An 18,176-nucleotide genomic window follows, 5' to 3' on the forward strand; every position below is an offset into this window, starting at 1 on the left:
CCCGTCATTACGCCGACTGCACCACGGGCACAGCCTGGGCAATGGTTATGCCCTCGCCCCGGAACCGGGACAACAGCGAGAAACGAATATCACTTGCGACCTGGGAACCCATCAGAACATCCGCGACGAAGGCCCGCACCACGAATTCAAGCCCGTTCTTGCCGAAACTCGTGAGCAGTACTGTCGGCGCAGGATGGGTCAGAACCTTGGGGTGGCCGCACGTTGTCTCAAGCAGAAGTTTCTTCATGACGTCCGGGTCGGTGTCGTAGTCGACCACCACGTCGATCGAGAAGCGACCCATGTCGTCATTGTGTGTCCAGTTCTTGACGGCTTCGGTGACGAGCGCCGAATTCGGCAGGATGATGGAACAGGAATCAAAAGTCTCGATCTCGGTGGAACGCACGTTGATCCGCCGGACAATGCCTTCACCTTCCGGCAGCGATACCCAGTCGCCCACCCGGATCGGACGCTCGGCGAGCAGGATGACGCCAGACACGAAGTTGTTGATGATCGACTGCAGGCCAAGCCCGATGCCGAGGCCGAGCGCGCCGGCGATGATCGCGAGGCTCGAGAAATCCACACCGGCGGCGGTCAGCGCGAAAACACCGGCCAGCAGGTAACCGATGTAGCTCGACCCCGTCAGGATCGAGTCCTGCACGCCCTTCTTGATCCGGGTGTCGGAGAGGATGCGGTGGTCGAGCCAGCTGTTGAACACCTTGGTGGCGAGGATGCCGGCCACCAGGATTGTCAGCATGATGGCCAGCGTGCCCGGAAGGATGGTGACATCCCCGATAGTTATGCCCAGCGCCAGGGTGTTCATCAGCCCGCGCATGTCGACCCAGTTCAGTGTCCACAGCAGAAGCAGAAGCGGAATGCCGGCGATCACCAGAACGAGGTCGACCATGGTGCGGAATATCAGACCCAGGCGCTCGATGGCTCGCTCGCTCAATCCGGAGATGCGCCGCAGGAAGACGCCGAAGTTCGACTGCGGGTCGAAGCTCGCCTGCACCATCGCGTCGAACAGGTGGTAAACGAGGAAGACCAGCGTCACCACCATCGTGGTGCGCACAATCTGGTGGGCGATGTAGTCGCCGAGCGCCAGATAGCCAAAAATCAGCGATGTGAAACCGATGATGATGAGCAGCCAGGCCAGCGGCACCAGCTTCCTCGCCCAGCTGAAATAGAACCGACGCTTGTCGTCGTCCGGCAGGCCCTGCTGGTCGTGCAGCACCAGCAAGACGATGCTGGACAGCACCAACAGGCTCAGCGCACCGAGCGCCGTCTGGCCCTGCGTGTAATTCAGTCCCAGGTACATGCCGCCCGAAACCTGTCCCAGCTGCCTGTTGAAGGAGGCGACGAAAGCCGTGAGGCCGACGAGCAAGGTGACCCGCGATGCCGCGCGTTCGTCCAGGTCGACGATGCGGATTTCCGGTTTGCCGGGTGCCGTCACGCGGCGTGCGAGAACGTAGTAGAAGATGGTGGTGAACACCGTGTCGCGCAGCGAGTCCCACAACAACACCATGCGCGGATTGGCGTCGGTGAAATAACCACTCGTCTCGAGGGCGAAGCGGATGGGAAAGAACACGACGGCAAGGGCCGCAAAGGTGACGATCAGGGCCCGGAAGACGATCCACAGCCTGGTCATGTTGTCGAGCGGGCGGCCCGAGTTCGAATAGCCCGTCAGCCAACGCGAGAAGAAGCGGTTGATGAGCCGGAAGGCCAGGCCCGCGCCAAAAACGATCGCCGGGATCGTCAGCAACCCAAGCGGCTGCGCGGTCTGCGACACGTCCGCCCACCAATTGCGGAGCATGAGTGACAGACCGGCGAACAGCACGCCGATGCCGGCGACGAGGTCAACCCAGACATCGAAATTGAGGATCGACCGGCTGCGGTCGAAGATTCGGCCGAAGAACTGGTCGCGCTGCAACGTCGAAACGGACCGCGAGGCTTGTTCGGCCTCGACGGTGACGACGTCGAGTTGCGCCTTGATGCTTTGCAGCTTGTCCCGCGTCGCGGTGACATCGGCGCGCGACTGCGCAACGCCTTCATCCTCCCTTTGACCGGCGGCGGGCGCCGTGCCCAGCGAGTTCAACTGCTGAGTGACTTCGCCCAGTGGCGCAACCAGCTTGAGCGAACGGTCGGCTGCTGTGGTGCGGATCTTTTCCAGCGTCACCTTGAGATTGGCGAGGTTCTGGTCGCTGAGATTGGGCCGGCTCAGGGTCTGCGTTGCCATTTCGAGGTCGATGCGTAGCTGCTGCAGGCCACGATCGGTTTCGCCGATGATGGCGCGGTCGAATGCGAAGCCCGCGGAGGCGGCAAGGAGCAGCGCCAGAAGCGCCGTGAGCAGAACCCGTGCCGCGCGCATGGGCTTACACCAGCCGGCTTTGTTCGATCGCCGCCGCGATGAAGGATGAGAACAGCGGGTGCGGATCGAAGGGCTTGGACTTCAGTTCCGGGTGATACTGCACGCCGATGAACCACGGATGGTCTGGATACTCCACCGTTTCAGGCAGCAATCCGTCGGGCGACATGCCGGCAAAGCGTAGTCCCGCCTTCTCCAGCCGGTCGCGGTAGTGGGTGTTCACCTCGTAGCGATGACGATGGCGCTCGGAAATGTGGGTCGCGCCATAGATCTCGGCGATCTTGCTGCCTGGCTTCAGTTCCGCGTCGAAAGCGCCCAGCCGCATGGTGCCGCCCAGGTCGCCACCCTGCTTGCGGATCTCGAGCTCATTGCCCTTCATCCACTCGGTCATGGTGCCGACAACGGGCTCCTTCGTCTCACCGAACTCGGTGGAGCTTGCGCCTTCGATGCCGCACAGCTCGCGCGCTGCCTCGATGCAGGCCATCTGCATGCCAAAGCAGATGCCGAAATACGGCACCTTGCGGGTGCGGGCGAACGTCGCCGCCTTGATCTTGCCTTCCGAGCCTCGCTCACCGAAGCCGCCGGGCACGAGAATGCCATGCACACCCTCGAGGTAGGGCGCCGGATCTTCCTTCTCGAAGATCTCCGACTCGATCCAGTCAAGGTTGACCTTCACCTTGTTGGCGATGCCGCCGTGGACGAGTGCCTCCTGCAACGACTTGTAGGCGTCGAGCAGGCCTGTGTACTTGCCCACCACCGCAATGTTCACCTCGCCCTCCGGCTGGGTGATGCGGCTCATGATCTCGGTCCACTGCGTAAGGTCCGGCTCCTTCGCGTCCTTGAAGCCGAAGGCCTCCAGAACCTCGCGGTCGAGGCCTTCGTTGTGATAGGAGCGCGGCACGTCGTAGATGGACTTCACGTCCAGCGCCTGGATCACGGCGGAAGGCCGCACGTTGCAGAACAGCGCGATCTTGCGGCGCTCGTTCACCGGAATTTCCCGGTCGGCGCGGCACAGCAGGATGTCCGGCTGGATGCCGATGGAGCGCAGCTCCTTCACCGAGTGCTGGGTGGGCTTGGTCTTGAGCTCGCCTGCCGTCGGGATGAAGGGCAGCAGCGTGAGATGGATGTAAAGGCAGTCGCCGCGCGGCTGCTCCTGCCCGAACTGGCGGATGGCCTCGAAGAACGGCAGGCCCTCAATGTCGCCCACCGTGCCGCCGATCTCGACCAGCACGAAATCATATCCGTCATTGCCGGTCTTGATGAAGTCCTTGATGGCGTCGGTCACGTGGGGAATCACCTGCACCGTGCCGCCGAGGAAGTCACCGCGGCGTTCCTTGGCGATGATCTCCTGGTAGATGCGCCCGGTGGTGATGTTGTCCTGCTTGTTGGCATGGCGCCCGGTGAAACGCTCGTAATGGCCGAGGTCGAGGTCAGTCTCGGCACCATCGTTGGTCACGAAGACCTCGCCGTGCTGGTACGGGCTCATGGTGCCCGGATCGACGTTGAGATAGGGGTCGAGCTTGCGGAGCCTGACCGTGAAGCCACGTGCCTGCAGCAGCGCACCAAGTGCTGCCGATGCCAGACCCTTGCCGAGAGAGGAGACCACGCCGCCGGTGATGAAAATATATCGCGCCATGGAACTTTACCCTATCTGCATCAAATCACGTTTGAAAGCCCGGAAACTGTGTTTCCGGGCTTTGTGGATAACTCAAGAGATACGCGACCTTACGGGTTGACCGGAACCTGCGGCTGGGCCGGCGCGGCGGGTGCCAGCTTCGGCAGCACCGAACTGTCGCCCGAACCCTGCGCCGGAGCCGCCGGCTGGTCGCCGGTGGTTGCAGGGGCTGCAACGCCGTCGATCACCGAGCCGGAGCCGCGGTGGGTGGCAATGACAGTAAGCCCGATCGAAGTGCAGAAGAACGCAATCGCCAGCCACGCCGTGGTGCGGGTCAGCGCATTGCCGACGCCGCGTGCCGTAAACAGGTTGCCACCCGAACCACCGCCGCCGCCGATCCCAAGGGCACCCCCCTCGGAGCGCTGCAGCATCACCACGCCAATCAGCGAGAGGGCGACAACGAGATGAATGACGAGAATGACGGTTTCCATGGGCGTTCCGGGACTTTCCGATCGAATTGCGGGCTGGCTTTACCCGCTTCATATGGGGAAAGCAACTGCAGCCGCCAAGGCTTGCAACGCCCGACGCAAAGTCACAAGGTCACCAAGGCGACAACGGAGGCCACGGACATGGCAGCCTACATCATTGCAGATATCACCGTCACCGACCGGGAAGGCTTCGAGAAGTACCGCCAGGCGGTGCCGGCGGTGATTGCCGCCCATGGCGGGCGCTACGTCGTCCGGGGAGCACCCCGTACGCTCCTTGAGGGTGACCCTGCCCCCAGCCGCCTCGTCATCCTGGAGTTCCCGGACATGGCAAGCCTTCAGGCCTTCTGGTCCTCGCCGGACTATGCCCCGCTCAAGACGCTGCGCCAGAATTCGTCGAACTGCCGGATCGAAGCGGTTGAAGGCTACGCGCCTTAAGCTTCTAAAATATCAGGCTGATTTGTATTTGTAGCGGAAGGTGCAGCAGGCTGCTCCTTCCATGATCGTTTGCTTGCGCTCCAGCGTGATGTTCGGGTCATAGCCCTCGCAGAAGGTCCCGTCGCGGTTGCAGGACAGGAGATGCCCGATCTTGCCCAGCCCCATCTCCTTGTAGGTTTCCGCATAGCGGCAGCGGGTAATGTCGAAGTCGAAGGAGGTGTCATCCGCCTTCAGCACCTTCATCTCCAGCGCCCCGTCGGCCGTCCAGTTGTCATAGAGCTTGATGAAGTCGGCCATTGTGGTGTTGCCGCCGGTCTTCTCGGCAAAATACCTGCCTTCCGCTACGGCAGCCTTGCGGATCGCCGCATCGAGGATGGCGCTGGCCTTCTCCTCGCCGAGCTGTTCCACCATCTCGGCATAGATCGGCCCGATGACCTGAGCCTGAAGCTTGCGCTTTGTTAAAGTCGGAATTTCAGACATCAGGCGTAAACCTTGATAATGCCCAGGAAATCGGCAGCCTTGAGGCTGGCGCCACCGACCAGTGCGCCATTCACGTTGGGCTGGCTCATCAGTTCTTCCGCGTTGGACGGCTTGACCGAACCGCCATAGAGGATGCGAACGCCTGCCCCGTCCTTGCCCATCAGGCCTCCCAGTTCCTTGCGGATCAGGGCATGCACCTCAGCCACCTCCGCTGTGGTGGGCGTGAGTCCGGTGCCGATTGCCCAGACAGGCTCATAGGCAATGACCGTGTCCATCGCCGTGGAACCTTCCGGCAGTGATCCCTTGAGCTGGCGGGTGACCACCTCAAGCGTCTTCCCGGCCTTGCGCTCGTCCAGCGTCTCGCCGATGCAGATGATGGCCTTGAGCCCTGCCTTCTGAACGGCCTTGGCCTTCTTGTTCACGATCTCGTCTGTCTCGCCGTGGTTGGTGCGGCGCTCGGAATGGCCGACGATGATGGCGGTGCAGCCGGCTTCCTTCAGCATCTCGGCTGAAATGTCGCCCGTATGGGCGCCAGACGCGTTCCAGTGGCAGTCCTGTCCGCCCACCTTGATCTTGGAACCCTTGAGCACCGATTTGACCCGGCGGACCAGAATCGCCGGCGGGCAAACCATCACGTCCGCCTTCAGCTTCACATCCTTGAGCATGGCGGCAAGGAGGCGCGGCTCCTTCAGCATGGCCACGCTGCCGTTCATCTTCCAGTTTCCGGCGACCAGTGGCCGCGGCCCTTCACTTGCCATGATTGACTGCTCTCACTCCCTTGCGAAACAGCCTCTTAGCAGACGCATCCCGCACTTGCGAGGGGGTGTTCGCCTACCTATAGTGCGCCGCGCCCATCGCGGGCCGATGATTTGAAAGGGACTTTTCGACATGATGGACTCCATGCGCAAGGCCGCCAAGAGCTGGGTGGCGAAGCTCTTCATCGGCGCGCTCGCCGTGAGCTTCGGCGTATGGGGCATCGCCGACGTCTTCAAGTTCAGCTCCGCCACCGACCTCGCCACGGTGGGCAGCGAGGAGATCACGGCCGACGCCTATAGCCGCGCCCTCCAGCAGCGCCTGCAGGACATTGGCCGCCAGACGGGCAAGGGCGTCACCCCGGAGGATGCGCGCGCCTACGGCATCGACAAGGGCGTGCTCAACTACCTGATCCAGGGCGCTGCCCTCGACAGCGAGGTGAAGACCCTCAAGCTCGGCGTCTCCAACACGTTCATGGCGCAGGACCTGATGAAGAACCCGACCTTCCAGGACTCTGCCGGCAAGTTCAACCCGGACCGCTTCAAGCAGGTGCTGGCGCAAAACAACATGAACGAGTCGACCTTCTTCGCCTCGGAGCGCCAGCGCATGCTGCGCGACGCCCTCACCGAAACCGCCACAGGCTCGCTCCCCGTCAGCGCCGGCATGCTGGAAGCCCAGTACCGCTATGACAACGAGCAGCGCGACGCGCGCTATTTCATCGTGACCACCGCCGACAGCGAAGTCCAGGCACCGACCGACGACGAGATCAAAAAGGAATACGAAGCGCACCCCGAGGCCTATACAGCACCGGAATATCGCGCCATCGCCATCATGAAGGCGGAGCCCGCCGACATCGCCTCGAAGATCATCCTCACCGACCAGGATCTTGCCGACGGCTACGCCAAGTACAAGAACGAGTTCTTCTCGCCTGAGAAGCGCACCGTCCTGCAGATCACTTTCCCGACCCTCGCCGATGCCCAGGCCGCCAAGGCCAAGATTGCTGGCGGGCAGGATTTCCTGGCCGTTGCCAAGGAGCGCGGCTTCACCGAGGCCGACGCCACCTTCGCCGACAAGACCAAGGACGCGTTCATCGACCCGGCCATCGCCGATGCCGCCTTCTCTCTGCCTGAAGGCAGCGTGAGCGAGCCCATCAAGGGCACGCTGTCCACCGCGCTGGTCAAAGTCGTGAAGATCACGCCCGAGCACCAGTCGACCCTCGACGAGGTCAAGCCGCTGCTCAGTGACCGTCTCAAGCTCGAGCAGGCAATGGAGCAGATCCAGTCGACCTATGACGCGGTAGAGGATGCCCGCGCCGCGCAGACCAGCTTCGAGGACATCGCCGCCAAGGCCGGCATTCCCTTCCAGCTCATCCCCGCGAGCGATGCCCAGGGCAAGGACAAGAGCGGCAAGGACATCGACATTCCCCACAAGCCGGATGTTCTGCAGGCTGCATGGTCAAGCGACGTCGGCGTCGAGAACGACGCGATCTCGCTCGACAACGGCTATGTCTGGTACGAAGTCCGCGAGGTGGTTCCTGCCGCGCTGAAGCCGCTCGACCAGGTGAAGGACCAGGCCCGCGCCGCGGTCATCGCCGAAAAGGTCAAGGCCCTGTCGGAAGACAAGGCCAAGAAGCTGGTCGAACGGGCGCGGACCGGTGCCAAGCTCGATGATCTCGCTGCCGAAGTGAAGGCCCAGGTCCAGACGTCCCAGGGGCTGAAGCGCACCGAAAAGGGAGACAGCTTCGGCCGGGCTGCCGTGCAGGCCCTCTTCGCTGTGCCGGACACCGGTTTCGCCTATGCGGTGGAGCCGGATGGCAAGGGCGCACGCGTGATGCAGTCGGCGCCGGTGCTGCTGCCGCCATTTGACATCAATTCGCCCGATGCCAAGAGCATCGCCAAGCAACTCCAGCCGCAGGTTTCAAACGTGTTGCTGGAAGCCTATCTCGCAGCCCTCCAGAACCAGGCGGGCGTCAGCATGAACGACGACCTCTGGCAAAAGCTCTCGGGACCACAGACGAACTGAGCCACTCCCCGTGACCTACTTGCCGGAAAACCACAATGATCATCTCCCCAGATTACGATAGCTTCGCCAGCGCCTATGAGCGCGGCGAGGCGCAGATCGTATCGACCAGGCTCGTGGCCGACCTAGAAACGCCCGTCTCGGCAAAGCTGAAGCTGGCGCGCAACGCGCGCTATTCATTCCTGCTCGAGTCCGTCGAAGGTGGCGCCGTGCGCGGCCGCTACTCGATCATCGGGCTGAATCCTGATCTCATCTGGAAGGTTGAAGGCGGCAAGGCCCTGATCAACCGCAAGGCATCGCTCGATCCTGATGGCTTCTTCGAGGACACCGGGCTCCACCCTCTCCAGTCGCTCCGCGCGCTGCTGGCTGAAAGCCGAATCAAGCTGGCGGAGGATGCACCACCCATGGCTGCCGGCGTCTTCGGCTTCATGGGCTATGACATGGTGCGCTTCATGGAGGAGTTGCCGGAGCCGAACCCGGATACGCTCAACCTGCCCGACTCCATGATGATCCGTCCGACGGTCATGGCGATCTTCGACAGCGTGAAGGACGAAGTGACCGTAACGTCGCCCGTCTATGCCGCCTCTGGCGTGTCTGCGAAGGCCGCTTACGCACGGGCCAGCGAGCGCATCGGCGAGGTCGTCGACGCACTGGACCGCCCGCTCGACCTGTCGCTCCAGCAGGCAGACCTCTCGCCCATCGGAAGCCCACGCTCCAACACCTCGCCAGATGAGTACAAGGCGATGGTACTCAAGGCGAAGGAGTACATCGCAGCGGGTGACATCTTCCAGGTCGTTCTCTCACAACGCTTCGAGACCGAGTTCACGCTGCCGCCCTTCGCGCTCTACCGCTCGCTGCGCCGGGTGAACCCCTCGCCCTTCCTCTATTACCTCGACTTCGATACGTTCTCCGTCATCGGCTCCAGCCCGGAAATCCTGGTGCGGGTGCGTGACGGCAAGGTGTCGATCCGCCCCCTCGCCGGCACCCGCCGCCGCGGCGCCACGCCGGCGGAAGACCGCGCCCTGGCGGAGGAGTTGCTGGCCGACCCCAAGGAGCGCGCCGAGCACCTGATGCTGCTCGACCTCGGTCGCAACGACGTGGGCCGCGTGGCCGACATCGGCTCGATCAGGGTCACCGACCAGTTCATCCTCGAATATTACAGCCAGGTGATGCACATCGTCTCCAACGTCGAAGGCAAGCTGTCGAACAAGTTCGACGCGATCGACGCCCTTGTGGCGGGATTTCCCGCAGGCACCGTATCGGGTGCTCCGAAGGTGCGCGCCATGGAAATCATCGACGAGTTCGAGAAGAACAAGCGCGGCGTCTATGCGGGATGCGTTGGTTATTTCTCTGCTGATGGCGAAATGGACACCTGCATCGTGCTCCGCACGGCCATCGTCAAGGACGGCAAGATGTATGTTCAGGCGGGCGCCGGCGTCGTCGCCGACAGCGTCCCGGAGAGTGAACATCAGGAGTGCGTGAACAAGGCCAAGGCCCTGTTCCGCGCCGCCGAGGAAGCCGTCCGCTTCGCGGGCCGGGCCGGGAGGGCGCAATGATCATCCTCATCGACAACTACGACAGCTTCACCTGGAATCTCTATCATTTCCTCGGCGACATCGGCGCCGAGACGGTCGTCCACCGCAACGACAAGATCAGCGTCGGCCAGGTGATCTCGGCCAAGCCCGAGGCCATCGTCATTTCCCCCGGCCCCGCCACGCCCAACGAGGCCGGCATCTGCCTCGAATTGATCGAAAAGGCTTCGGAGACCATCCCGGTGTTCGGTGTCTGCCTCGGCCTGCAGTCCATGGGCCAGTGCTTCGGCGGCAAGGTCATTCGCGCGCCATCGCAGATGCACGGCAAGACCAGCCAGATCCACCACACCAGCAAGGGCGTGTTCAAGGACCTGCCGCAAGACTTCACGGCGACGCGCTATCACTCGCTCATCGTCGATCGTGACAGCCTGCCGGACTGCCTCGAAGTGACAGCCGAGGCCGACGGCCAGATCATGGGCCTGCAGCACAAGACGCGGAATGTGCACGGCGTTCAATTCCACCCGGAGTCGATCGCCTCCGAGCACGGCCACCTGATCCTCAAGAACTTCCTCGAACTGGCGGGGGCCCGCTGATGGCTGAACTGAAACCCCTCATCGCCAAGGTGGCGGCCGGCACCCCCCTCACGCGCGCGGAGGCCAGAGAAGCTTTCGACGTGATGATGTCGGGCGATTCCACGCCCTCGCAGATCGGCGGCTTCCTGATGGCGTTGCGCGTGCGCGGCGAAACGGTGGACGAGATCACCGGCGCCGTCGAGATCATGCGCGAGAAGATGCTCACCGTGGACGCTCCAACCGATGTGATCGACATCGTCGGCACCGGTGGTGATGCCTCAGGTTCCTATAACATCTCAACCTGCGCGGCCTTCGTCGCTGCTGGTGCGGGTCTCAAGGTTGCCAAGCACGGCAACCGTGCCCTCTCCTCGCGTTCGGGTGCTGCGGACGTGCTGATGGCACTGGGCGTCAAGATCGATGTCCCGCCGGAGAAGATCTCCGAATGCATCACGAAAGCGGGCCTCGGCTTCATGTTCGCACCCTCTCATCATTCGTCGATGAAGTTCGTCGGCCCGACTCGCGTCGAACTCGGCACACGGACGATCTTCAACCTGCTCGGCCCCCTCTCCAACCCGGCCGGTGCCAAGCGCCAGGTCACGGGAGTGTTCTCGAAGCAGTGGGTAGAGCCGCTTGCTCAGGTGCTGCAGAACCTTGGATGCGAGGCCTGCTGGATCTGCCACGGCGAAGGCGGCATGGACGAGATCGTGCCCACCGGCACCACATGGATTTCCGAACTCAAGGACGGCAAGATCACCTCCTTCACGCTGACGCCTGAGGACGTGGGCCTCACGCGCTCGTCCATCGAGGACCTCAAGGGCGGCGATGCCGAACACAACGCCGATGCGCTGCGCCATGTGCTAGGCGGCAAGCCGTCCGCATTCCGCGATGCAGCCGTGATGACCGCCGCCGCAGCTCTCGTCGTGGCTGGCAAGGCGGCAAGCCTGAAACAGGCCGTTGTCGTTGCTCAGAAGGCCATCGACAGCGGTGCCGCTGAAGCCGCCCTCACCAAACTCGTCAAGGTATCGAACGACTGATGGCCACCATTCTCGACAAGATCGCCGCCTACAAGCGCGAGGAAGTGGCGAAGGCCAAGACCTTGACCACGCTTTCGGAGCTCGAAGGCCGCGCCAGATCCGCGCCCCCGGTGCGCGGCTTTGCGCGTGCGCTCGATGCCAAGGCCGCTGCGGGCCAGTGGGGCCTCATCGCCGAAATCAAGAAGGCCAGCCCGTCAAAGGGCTTGATCCGCGCCGACTTCGATCCGCCCACGCTCGCCAAGGCATACGCGGCAGGTGGGGCTGCCTGCCTCTCTGTTCTCACCGACACGCCCTCCTTTCAGGGCGCGCCTGAATTCCTCACCGCCGCCCGTGCCGCCTGCGCGCTACCTGCATTGCGCAAGGACTTCATGCTCGACACATGGCAGGTGGTGGAAGCCCGCGCCTGGGGTGGCGACTGCATCCTGCTCATCATGGCGATGATCGACGACACGCTCGCAGCCGAACTCGAAAGCGCCGCCCAAGACTGGGGCCTCGACGTCCTCATCGAGGTGCACAATGAGGAAGAACTCGACCGCGCGCTGAAACTCCGCTCGCGCATGATCGGCATCAACAACCGCGACCTCCATACCTTCGAGACGTCGCTCGCCACCACCGAGCGGCTTGCCCCGCGCATCCCGAAGGACCGCATGGTGGTCGGCGAAAGCGGCCTGTTCACGCCCTCCGACCTCGCGCGGCTTGCGAGCGTCAACGTCAACGCCTTCCTCATCGGAGAGAGCCTCATGCGCCGGCAGGACGTGACCCAGGCCACCCGTGCGATCCTGACCAAGCCATGAGCCACCTCACCCATCTCGACGCCGAGGGCAACGCCCACATGGTGGACGTCTCGGAGAAGGACGTCACCAGCCGATCCGCCACCGCCAAGGCGCTGGTGGAGATGCAGCCCGAGACCCTCACCCTCATCCGCGAGGGCAAGGCCAAGAAGGGCGACGTCATCGCCACAGCGCGCATCGCCGGCATCATGGCGGCAAAGAAGACCCATGAACTGATCCCCCTCTGCCACCCGCTGATGATCACCAAGGTGACGATTGATTTCGTGCCCGACGTTTCTGCTTCCACCATCGAGGTGACGGCAACCGTCAGGGTCGAGGGCAAGACGGGTGTCGAAATGGAGGCGCTCACCGCCTGCTCGGTCGCCTGCCTCACGCTCTATGACATGTGCAAGGCGGTGGACCGCGGCATGAAGATCACCAACCTCCGCCTCGTCGACAAGTCGGGCGGCAAATCCGGACATTTCACCGCGGAGTAATCGGCATGGCGCTCATCCCCGTCGAAGAGGCCCGCGCGCGCATCCTGCAGGGCGTGAAGCCGCTGCGATCCGAGGATGTGAAGCTGGAGCTGGCACTCGGGCGCGTGCTCGCCAAGCCGCTCAAGGCTGTCAGAAACCAGCCGCCTTTCGATGCCTCCGCCATGGATGGTTATGCGGTGATTGCGGCGGATGTCGCATCTGTGCCCGCAACGCTCAGGCTCATCGGCCTCTCAGCCGCCGGACACGGTTTCAAGGGCAGGCTCAAGCGTGGCGACTGCGTGCGCATCTTCACCGGCGCGCCGGTGCCGAAGGGTGCGGATGCCGTCATCATTCAGGAGAACACCGAGGCCAGCGGCAAGGCCATTCGCATCCTGCAGCCCGCCACACCCGAGCAGAACATCCGCTTTGCCGGTCTCGACTTCCGCAAGGGCGATCCGCTGCTCCCCGCCGGGCTCAAGCTTGGCGCGCGTGACATCGGGCTTGCCGCCGCCGCCAATGCTCCGAAACTCGCCGTGCGTCGCCGCCCCGTCGTAGCGTTGATTGCCACCGGTGATGAGCTGGTGCTGCCGGGCGGAAAGCCCAGGGCGGACCAGATCGTCTCCTCCAACAGCAACGCCCTCGCCGCCATGGCAGAGCACCTCGGCGCCACGGTGATCAACTTCGGCATCGTGCCGGACAATCTCAAGGCCACCGAACGCGCCGTTGCCAGGGCCGCGAAGGCCGACATCCTCGTCACCACCGGTGGCGCCTCCGTCGGCGACCACGACTATGTTCAGGCGGCGCTGAAGAACTCAGGTGTCGCCATCGACTTCTGGAAGATCGCCATGCGGCCCGGAAAACCCTTCATGTATGGTCGCCGCAAGTCTCAGCACGTGCTGGGCCTGCCGGGCAACCCCGTTTCCTCCCTCGTCTGCGCCCGGTTGTTCCTGAAGCCCCTCATCGATGCCCTTCTGGGCCTCCCCGTGGGCGATGATCTGGTCGAGGCAAGGCTCGGTACGTCAATGAAAGCGAACGACAGCCGTCAGGACTATGTCCGCGCCACATTGGTGGAGGCCCCGGACGGCAGCCGCACGGTCACCCCCTTCGCGACGCAGGATTCTTCAATGCAGCGCACATTTCGCGAGGCCCAGGCCCTTATCGTCCGGCCTCCCCAAGCGAAAGTGGCAGTCCAGGGTGACGTCGTGAAGATCTTACGTCTCGACTTCTGAACAGTTACGGAAAGTAAACACTTGCAGAACTAAACAGGTACGGATATCTTTGTTTTGGATTTGTTCCGATTCCGGACAAAGAATAAACGAACATCGAGAGAACCTGCCCATGTTGACGCGGAAGCAACTCGAACTCCTCCTGTTCATCAATGAACGGTTGAAGGAGGAAGGCGTTCCCCCCTCCTTCGAGGAGATGAAGGAAGCCCTCAATCTGCAGTCCAAGTCGGGCGTCCACCGCCTGATCGTGGCGCTTGAGGAGCGTGGCTTCCTCCGCCGCATGCCCAACCGGGCCCGCGCGCTGGAGGTGCTGAAGCTGCCTGATGCGCATTCCCCCAGCCTCACCCAGAAGAAGGCCGGCGGTTTCACGCCCAATGTCATCCAGGGCAACCTCGGGCGCGTGAAGCCCGTAACCGCCACCAATGACGGCGCACCCCGCGCCGCCGTCGTGCCGATGATGGGCCGCATCGCCGCGGGCGTGCCGATCTCCGCCATCCAGGACCACACCGCCAACATCGCCGTACCGCCTGAAATGCTGACGGGCGGCGAACACTTCGCGCTCGAGGTCAAGGGCGACTCGATGATCGAGGCCGGCATCTTCGACGGTGACACGGTCATCATCCGCAAGGGCGACACCGCGCACAACGGCGACATCATCGTCGCTCTCGTTGACGACGAAGAGGCAACCCTGAAGCGCCTGCGCCGCAAGGGTGACTCGGTTGCACTCGAAGCCGCCAACCCGTCCTACGAGACCCGCATCTTTGGTCCTGACCGGGTGCGCGTGCAGGGTCGCCTGATCGGCCTTCTCCGCAAGTACTGAGATCTTCCCGCCGCCCCTTGGATGCGGCGGGAACTTCGCCTAACCTCGGGCCACATCAAGCCTTTGAGGAGTGCTGCCCCATGAAGATCTACGGCGACCTGATTTCGCCCTTCGTCCGCATGACCGTCGTCGCCGCCCATGAGGTGGGCCTTGGCGACAAGGTGCAGCACATCGTCGAGCCGGTGAAGCCCACCGAAGTCAACGCCAAGCTCGCCAGCCTGTCGCCGATCGGCAAGATCCCGGTGCTGGAGACAGACCATGGCCACGGCATCTATGACTCCCGCGTCATCATCGAATATCTCGCCCACACCGCCGGCAACACCAACCTCATCCCGCATGAGCCCGCGAAGCGTTTCCGTGTTCTCACTCTGCAGGCGCTGGGCCAGGGCCTCGCCGATGCCGCAGTGGCCTATCGTTATGAAACCGCCATGCGCCCCAAGGGCCTGCAGTGGGAAGACTGGATGGCGCGCACCGAAGCCCGCCTCCACGCCAGCTTCGATGAACTCGAGTCCAACTGGATGGACCTGCTGCAGGACGTGAACGCAGGGTCGGTCGCCGTCGCCGTCACTCTCGCCTATATCGATTTCCGGCTCCCCGACCTCAACTGGCGCAATGGCCACCCCAAGCTCGGCCACTGGCACCAGCATTTCTCAGGCCGCGACAGCATGAAGAAGACCGCACTGGCCGCAAAGTAGCTGCGGCAAGAGCGACCTTGCGCGCCCCGTCACGGAAGCCCATTTTCGAACCATGAGCGAATTCGACGTCATCGTGACCGGGGCCGGCCCCGCCGGCCTCTCCGCCGCCTGCCTGCTTGCATTGGACGGCCGCCGCGTGGCGCTGGTGGCCAAGCAGCAGGGCGACGCCACGGACCCGCGCACGGTCGCCCTCATGCAGCCCTCGATCCGGCTTCTCATGCATCTGGGCCTGTGGCCCGGGCACATGAAGCAAGCCACCCAGCCGCTGCGCAAGCTGCGTCTGGTCGATGACACGGGCTCGCTGTTCAAGGCGCCCACCATCACCTTCGATCCCGCCGAGCTGGGCGAGGAGGCCTTCGGCTGGAACTTCCCGCTCGGCATCCTCATCCCCGCGCTCTTCGCCCGCGCCCAGGAACTGGGTGTCACCTTCACCGGGACCGACGCTGCCTCCGTCCACACCGCTTCGGACTCCGTCACCATCACCACCACCGATGGCCAGCGCCTCACCGCGCGCGTGGCGCTTGCCGCCGATGGCCGCAACTCGCTGCTGCGCGATGCGGCGGGCATCCGCACCAACCGCTGGAGCTATGACCAGGCGGCACTGGCGACAAGCTTCGATCACTCGGGCCCGCATGACGGCATCTCGACCGAGCACCACAAGAAGGCCGGGCCCTTCACCACCGTGCCCATGCCCGGCAACCGCTCGGCCCTGGTGTGGATGGAGCGCCCGGCGCGCGCCGCCGAACTCCTCGAACTCTCCGACCGCGAGATCGCGGCGGAGATCCAGATCGGCACCCATGGCGAGCTCGGGCTGATCTCGAATGTCGGCCCGCGCCGCCTCTTCCCCATGCAGGGGCTGGTGGCGCGCGACTTCGCGAAGAACCGCATCATCCTCGTGGGCGAGGCTGCCCACGTGGTGCCGCCCATCGGCGCGCAGGGCCTCAACATGTCGCTGCGCGATGCCGCCCAGGCCGCCGACCTGATGGAGGGCGAGGACGACCCCGGAGCATCCGCCATCCTGGCGGACTACGACGCCCGCCGCCGCCGCGACGTGCAGCCGCGCCAGCAGGTGATCGACCTGATGAACCGTTCGCTGCTCTCAGGCTTCATGGCGCTCGAGACGGGCCGTGTTGCCGGCATGACGCTGCTCTCGCAGTTCGGTCCGCTGCGCCGCGCGGTGATGCAGTATGGGCTGGCGCCCTCATCCAACCTGCCGCGCGTGATGCGTGCCCATCAGGGCACAGCACCCGAATTGATCGCATAGATCAGCAGCGGAATGATCACGGCGGAAAGTGCCGTGGTCACGATCACCGCTGTCGAGGCGCCCTCCACATAGGACTTGTACTGGCTCGCCAGGATGAAGGCGTTGGATGCGGTCGGCAGAGCCGCCATCATCACCGCCACGTGCAGCCACAGCGGCGGTGTTCCCGGCACCATGCTCACCACCACATAGGCCAGCACCGGCTGCACCATCACCTTCATGACGGACACCAGCACAAGTGCTGGTCCCACGCCAGCGAAGCGCCGCATGCCAACCGTCACACCGAGAGCGAAGAGTGCCGTGGGGCCTGCCGCCTTCATCAGCATGTCGAGGATGGTGCCCAGCGCACCCGGCGGGTCGAAGTGCAGCGCCGAGCCGATGACGCCCAGCACCGTGGCGATGATGAAGGGATGGGTTCCCACCTGCTTGGCAATGCGCCAGGCCACGGCACCCCAATGCGCCTTCTCCTCCCGCTCATTGGCGAGGGTAACGAGAAAGGCCGTGAGCACGAATTGCAGCGCGCAGTCGAAGCAGAACACCAGCGCTGCCGGCACTGCCGCCTGCGGCCCGAAGAAGGCCACCGCCAGCGGCAGGCCCATGTAACCCACATTGCCATAACTGCCCGACGTGCCCTGCAGCACCGCCGTCCTGAATTCCGTTCCCAGTAGCAGGCGAGACAGCGTCATCACCATCAGGAAGGCGGCCAGCGTCACCGAGGTGGTCGCGGTCACGAAGGGCCAGTTCACCAGCTGCTCGAAGGGTGCCGCCGACACCACGAGGAAGATCAGTGCCGGAAGCGAGAAATAGACCAGGAAGATGTTGAGCCAGGCCAGCCCCTGCTCGCCCCCCTGCCAGCGCCGGGCGGCGAAAACCCCAAGCAATATCAGGCCGAAGAACGGCATGGCAAGGTTGAGGATGTCGGACATATGGAAGCAGCGCCCGGTGGATTTCAGGCCAGCCTCTTGCCTTCCGCCGCCATCCTTGGCAAGCAATGGTTATGAGCACCGCATCCACCGCTAAGTTTGGTATTGGTCAGGTTGTGCGCCACCGGCTCTTCTCGTTCCGTGGCGTCATCTTCGACGTCGACCCCGTGTTCAACAACACGGAGGAATGGTGGAACTCCATCCCCGAGGATATCCGCCCCCGCAAGGACCAGCCCTTCTACCATCTCCTCGCCGAGAACGCGGATACGGAATACGTGGCTTATGTCTCGGAGCAGAACCTGCTGGTCGACGACACCGGTGAGCCGGTCCGCCACCCGCAGGTGCGCGAATACTTCGAAGGCTACGACAGCCGCCGCAAGAGCTACCGCCCGCGGGACATGCAGCAACACTGAGGGGATGCACCCTCTCTGCCAGCGCTAAACGACCATCCGCCTCTCCTCGTCATGCAATCGCAAGAAGGATGCGGGAGGCCCTCACACCTCATCATACGCGGGCTTGACCCGCGTATCCTTTCCGCCGCCCCGCAAATGATGCCGGAGCAAGCCCCCGCATGATGGGCAGTGGTGACGTCTTCTCCCGCTCCCTCAGGGGAGAAGAAGGGACCCGTTGCAAAACGCAACGGGTAGATGAGGGGAAGCAAGGCACAGAGGCAGCCAAGTGCGAGCGGGCTTTCCCTCACCTCCCCCAACTGCGT

Annotated in this window: 18 protein-coding genes; 12 read left to right on the plus strand and 6 right to left on the minus strand. The window is 63.7% G+C overall.

All coding sequences use genetic code 11. From position 1 onward, the window contains the following. Positions 1-7 precede the first annotated feature (7 nt). The 3 genes from WCJ41_RS10950 to secG all read right to left on the minus strand — a co-directional run bounded on the left by WCJ41_RS10950 (position 8) and on the right by secG (position 4,468). Complete coding sequence (locus WCJ41_RS10950; RefSeq protein ID WP_336905894.1) at positions 8-2,365, minus strand: DUF3772 domain-containing protein; 2,358 nt, start codon at positions 2,363-2,365, stop codon at positions 8-10. A 4-nt stretch (positions 2,366-2,369) separates the two neighbouring features. Further along, positions 2,370-3,998, minus strand: coding sequence for a CTP synthase (locus WCJ41_RS10955; protein ID WP_336905895.1), 1,629 nt, complete (start codon positions 3,996-3,998; stop codon positions 2,370-2,372). Between the two features lie 89 nt (positions 3,999-4,087). Further along, entirely contained in the window at positions 4,088-4,468 is a 381-nt protein-coding gene (gene secG, locus WCJ41_RS10960) for a preprotein translocase subunit SecG (RefSeq protein WP_336905896.1), read from the minus strand. A gap of 138 nt (positions 4,469-4,606) precedes the next feature. Between secG and WCJ41_RS10965 the strand changes: the two genes are divergently transcribed. Then, positions 4,607-4,900 (plus strand): DUF1330 domain-containing protein, encoded by a 294-nt coding sequence (locus WCJ41_RS10965; RefSeq protein WP_336905897.1) that lies wholly within the window; start codon positions 4,607-4,609, stop codon positions 4,898-4,900. A 12-nt stretch (positions 4,901-4,912) separates the two neighbouring features. On the opposite strand, the gene WCJ41_RS10970 is transcribed toward WCJ41_RS10965, so the two are convergent. Both WCJ41_RS10970 and tpiA read right to left on the minus strand, forming a co-directional pair. After that, positions 4,913-5,380 (minus strand): L-2-amino-thiazoline-4-carboxylic acid hydrolase, encoded by a 468-nt coding sequence (locus WCJ41_RS10970; protein WP_336905898.1) that lies wholly within the window; start codon positions 5,378-5,380, stop codon positions 4,913-4,915. Further along, positions 5,380-6,138, minus strand: a complete 759-nt coding sequence (gene tpiA, locus WCJ41_RS10975) for a triose-phosphate isomerase (protein WP_336905899.1) — start codon at positions 6,136-6,138, stop codon at positions 5,380-5,382. Before tpiA ends, WCJ41_RS10970 begins: the two co-directional genes overlap by 1 nt. Before the next feature lie 130 nt (positions 6,139-6,268). On the opposite strand from tpiA, the gene WCJ41_RS10980 reads away from it, so the two are divergent. The 10 genes from WCJ41_RS10980 to WCJ41_RS11025 all read left to right on the plus strand — a co-directional run bounded on the left by WCJ41_RS10980 (position 6,269) and on the right by WCJ41_RS11025 (position 16,541). After that, on the plus strand, positions 6,269-8,155 hold the full coding sequence (locus WCJ41_RS10980; protein ID WP_336905900.1) for a SurA N-terminal domain-containing protein: 1,887 nt from the start codon (positions 6,269-6,271) through the stop codon (positions 8,153-8,155). Between the two features lie 35 nt (positions 8,156-8,190). Next, positions 8,191-9,708 carry an anthranilate synthase component I gene (trpE, locus tag WCJ41_RS10985; protein WP_336905901.1) on the plus strand — a complete coding sequence of 506 codons (1,518 nt, stop codon included), beginning with the start codon at positions 8,191-8,193 and terminating at the stop codon, positions 9,706-9,708. After that, complete coding sequence (locus tag WCJ41_RS10990; protein ID WP_336905902.1) at positions 9,705-10,277, plus strand: aminodeoxychorismate/anthranilate synthase component II; 573 nt, start codon at positions 9,705-9,707, stop codon at positions 10,275-10,277. The genes trpE and WCJ41_RS10990 overlap by 4 nt, the downstream gene beginning before the upstream one ends. After that, positions 10,277-11,290 carry an anthranilate phosphoribosyltransferase gene (gene trpD / locus WCJ41_RS10995; protein WP_336905903.1) on the plus strand — a complete coding sequence of 338 codons (1,014 nt, stop codon included), beginning with the start codon at positions 10,277-10,279 and terminating at the stop codon, positions 11,288-11,290. Before WCJ41_RS10990 ends, trpD begins: the two co-directional genes overlap by 1 nt. Continuing rightward, positions 11,290-12,084 (plus strand): indole-3-glycerol phosphate synthase TrpC, encoded by a 795-nt coding sequence (trpC, locus tag WCJ41_RS11000; RefSeq protein ID WP_336905904.1) that lies wholly within the window; start codon positions 11,290-11,292, stop codon positions 12,082-12,084. Before trpD ends, trpC begins: the two co-directional genes overlap by 1 nt. Next, complete coding sequence (gene moaC, locus WCJ41_RS11005; RefSeq protein WP_336905905.1) at positions 12,081-12,557, plus strand: cyclic pyranopterin monophosphate synthase MoaC; 477 nt, start codon at positions 12,081-12,083, stop codon at positions 12,555-12,557. Before trpC ends, moaC begins: the two co-directional genes overlap by 4 nt. A 5-nt stretch (positions 12,558-12,562) precedes the next feature. After that, the gene (glp, locus tag WCJ41_RS11010) at positions 12,563-13,765 is read left to right on the plus strand and encodes a gephyrin-like molybdotransferase Glp (RefSeq protein ID WP_336905906.1); all 1,203 of its coding nucleotides are present in this window, start codon (positions 12,563-12,565) and stop codon (positions 13,763-13,765) included. Between the two features lie 109 nt (positions 13,766-13,874). Then, positions 13,875-14,582 (plus strand): transcriptional repressor LexA, encoded by a 708-nt coding sequence (gene lexA / locus WCJ41_RS11015; RefSeq protein WP_336905907.1) that lies wholly within the window; start codon positions 13,875-13,877, stop codon positions 14,580-14,582. 80 nt (positions 14,583-14,662) lie between these two features. Next, positions 14,663-15,277, plus strand: coding sequence for a glutathione S-transferase family protein (locus WCJ41_RS11020; protein WP_336905908.1), 615 nt, complete (start codon positions 14,663-14,665; stop codon positions 15,275-15,277). A gap of 52 nt (positions 15,278-15,329) precedes the next feature. Next, a complete protein-coding gene (locus WCJ41_RS11025) occupies positions 15,330-16,541 on the plus strand; it encodes an FAD-dependent monooxygenase (RefSeq protein ID WP_336905909.1) in 1,212 nt (403 codons plus the stop codon). On the opposite strand, the gene WCJ41_RS11030 is transcribed toward WCJ41_RS11025, so the two are convergent. After that, complete coding sequence (locus tag WCJ41_RS11030) at positions 16,511-17,464, minus strand: AEC family transporter (protein WP_336905910.1); 954 nt, start codon at positions 17,462-17,464, stop codon at positions 16,511-16,513. The two genes, WCJ41_RS11025 and WCJ41_RS11030, sit on opposite strands and share 31 nt — an antisense overlap. Before the next feature lie 71 nt (positions 17,465-17,535). On the opposite strand from WCJ41_RS11030, the gene hspQ reads away from it, so the two are divergent. Beyond that, positions 17,536-17,874, plus strand: a complete 339-nt coding sequence (gene hspQ / locus WCJ41_RS11035) for a heat shock protein HspQ (protein ID WP_336905911.1) — start codon at positions 17,536-17,538, stop codon at positions 17,872-17,874. Positions 17,875-18,176: the final 302 nt, after the last annotated feature.

The sequence above is a fragment of the Aestuariivirga sp. genome, assembly GCF_037139295.1.
GTDB lineage: Bacteria > Pseudomonadota > Alphaproteobacteria > Rhizobiales > Aestuariivirgaceae > Aestuariivirga.

Coding starts and splice junctions, on each gene's coding strand:
- glp (WP_336905906.1), top strand. CDS start 12,563: ATGGCGCTCATCCCCGTCGAAGAGGCCCGCGCGCGCATCCTGCAGGGC.
- moaC (WP_336905905.1), top strand. CDS start 12,081: ATGAGCCACCTCACCCATCTCGACGCCGAGGGCAACGCCCACATGGTG.
- WCJ41_RS10955 (WP_336905895.1), bottom strand. CDS start 3,998: ATGGCGCGATATATTTTCATCACCGGCGGCGTGGTCTCCTCTCTCGGC.
- WCJ41_RS10990 (WP_336905902.1), top strand. CDS start 9,705: ATGATCATCCTCATCGACAACTACGACAGCTTCACCTGGAATCTCTAT.
- hspQ (WP_336905911.1), top strand. CDS start 17,536: ATGAGCACCGCATCCACCGCTAAGTTTGGTATTGGTCAGGTTGTGCGC.
- WCJ41_RS11030 (WP_336905910.1), bottom strand. CDS start 17,464: ATGTCCGACATCCTCAACCTTGCCATGCCGTTCTTCGGCCTGATATTG.
- WCJ41_RS11025 (WP_336905909.1), top strand. CDS start 15,330: ATGAGCGAATTCGACGTCATCGTGACCGGGGCCGGCCCCGCCGGCCTC.
- WCJ41_RS10950 (WP_336905894.1), bottom strand. CDS start 2,365: ATGCGCGCGGCACGGGTTCTGCTCACGGCGCTTCTGGCGCTGCTCCTT.
- lexA (WP_336905907.1), top strand. CDS start 13,875: ATGTTGACGCGGAAGCAACTCGAACTCCTCCTGTTCATCAATGAACGG.
- WCJ41_RS10980 (WP_336905900.1), top strand. CDS start 6,269: ATGATGGACTCCATGCGCAAGGCCGCCAAGAGCTGGGTGGCGAAGCTC.
- WCJ41_RS10965 (WP_336905897.1), top strand. CDS start 4,607: ATGGCAGCCTACATCATTGCAGATATCACCGTCACCGACCGGGAAGGC.
- trpD (WP_336905903.1), top strand. CDS start 10,277: ATGGCTGAACTGAAACCCCTCATCGCCAAGGTGGCGGCCGGCACCCCC.
- trpE (WP_336905901.1), top strand. CDS start 8,191: ATGATCATCTCCCCAGATTACGATAGCTTCGCCAGCGCCTATGAGCGC.
- WCJ41_RS11020 (WP_336905908.1), top strand. CDS start 14,663: ATGAAGATCTACGGCGACCTGATTTCGCCCTTCGTCCGCATGACCGTC.
- WCJ41_RS10970 (WP_336905898.1), bottom strand. CDS start 5,380: ATGTCTGAAATTCCGACTTTAACAAAGCGCAAGCTTCAGGCTCAGGTC.
- tpiA (WP_336905899.1), bottom strand. CDS start 6,138: ATGGCAAGTGAAGGGCCGCGGCCACTGGTCGCCGGAAACTGGAAGATG.
- secG (WP_336905896.1), bottom strand. CDS start 4,468: ATGGAAACCGTCATTCTCGTCATTCATCTCGTTGTCGCCCTCTCGCTG.
- trpC (WP_336905904.1), top strand. CDS start 11,290: ATGGCCACCATTCTCGACAAGATCGCCGCCTACAAGCGCGAGGAAGTG.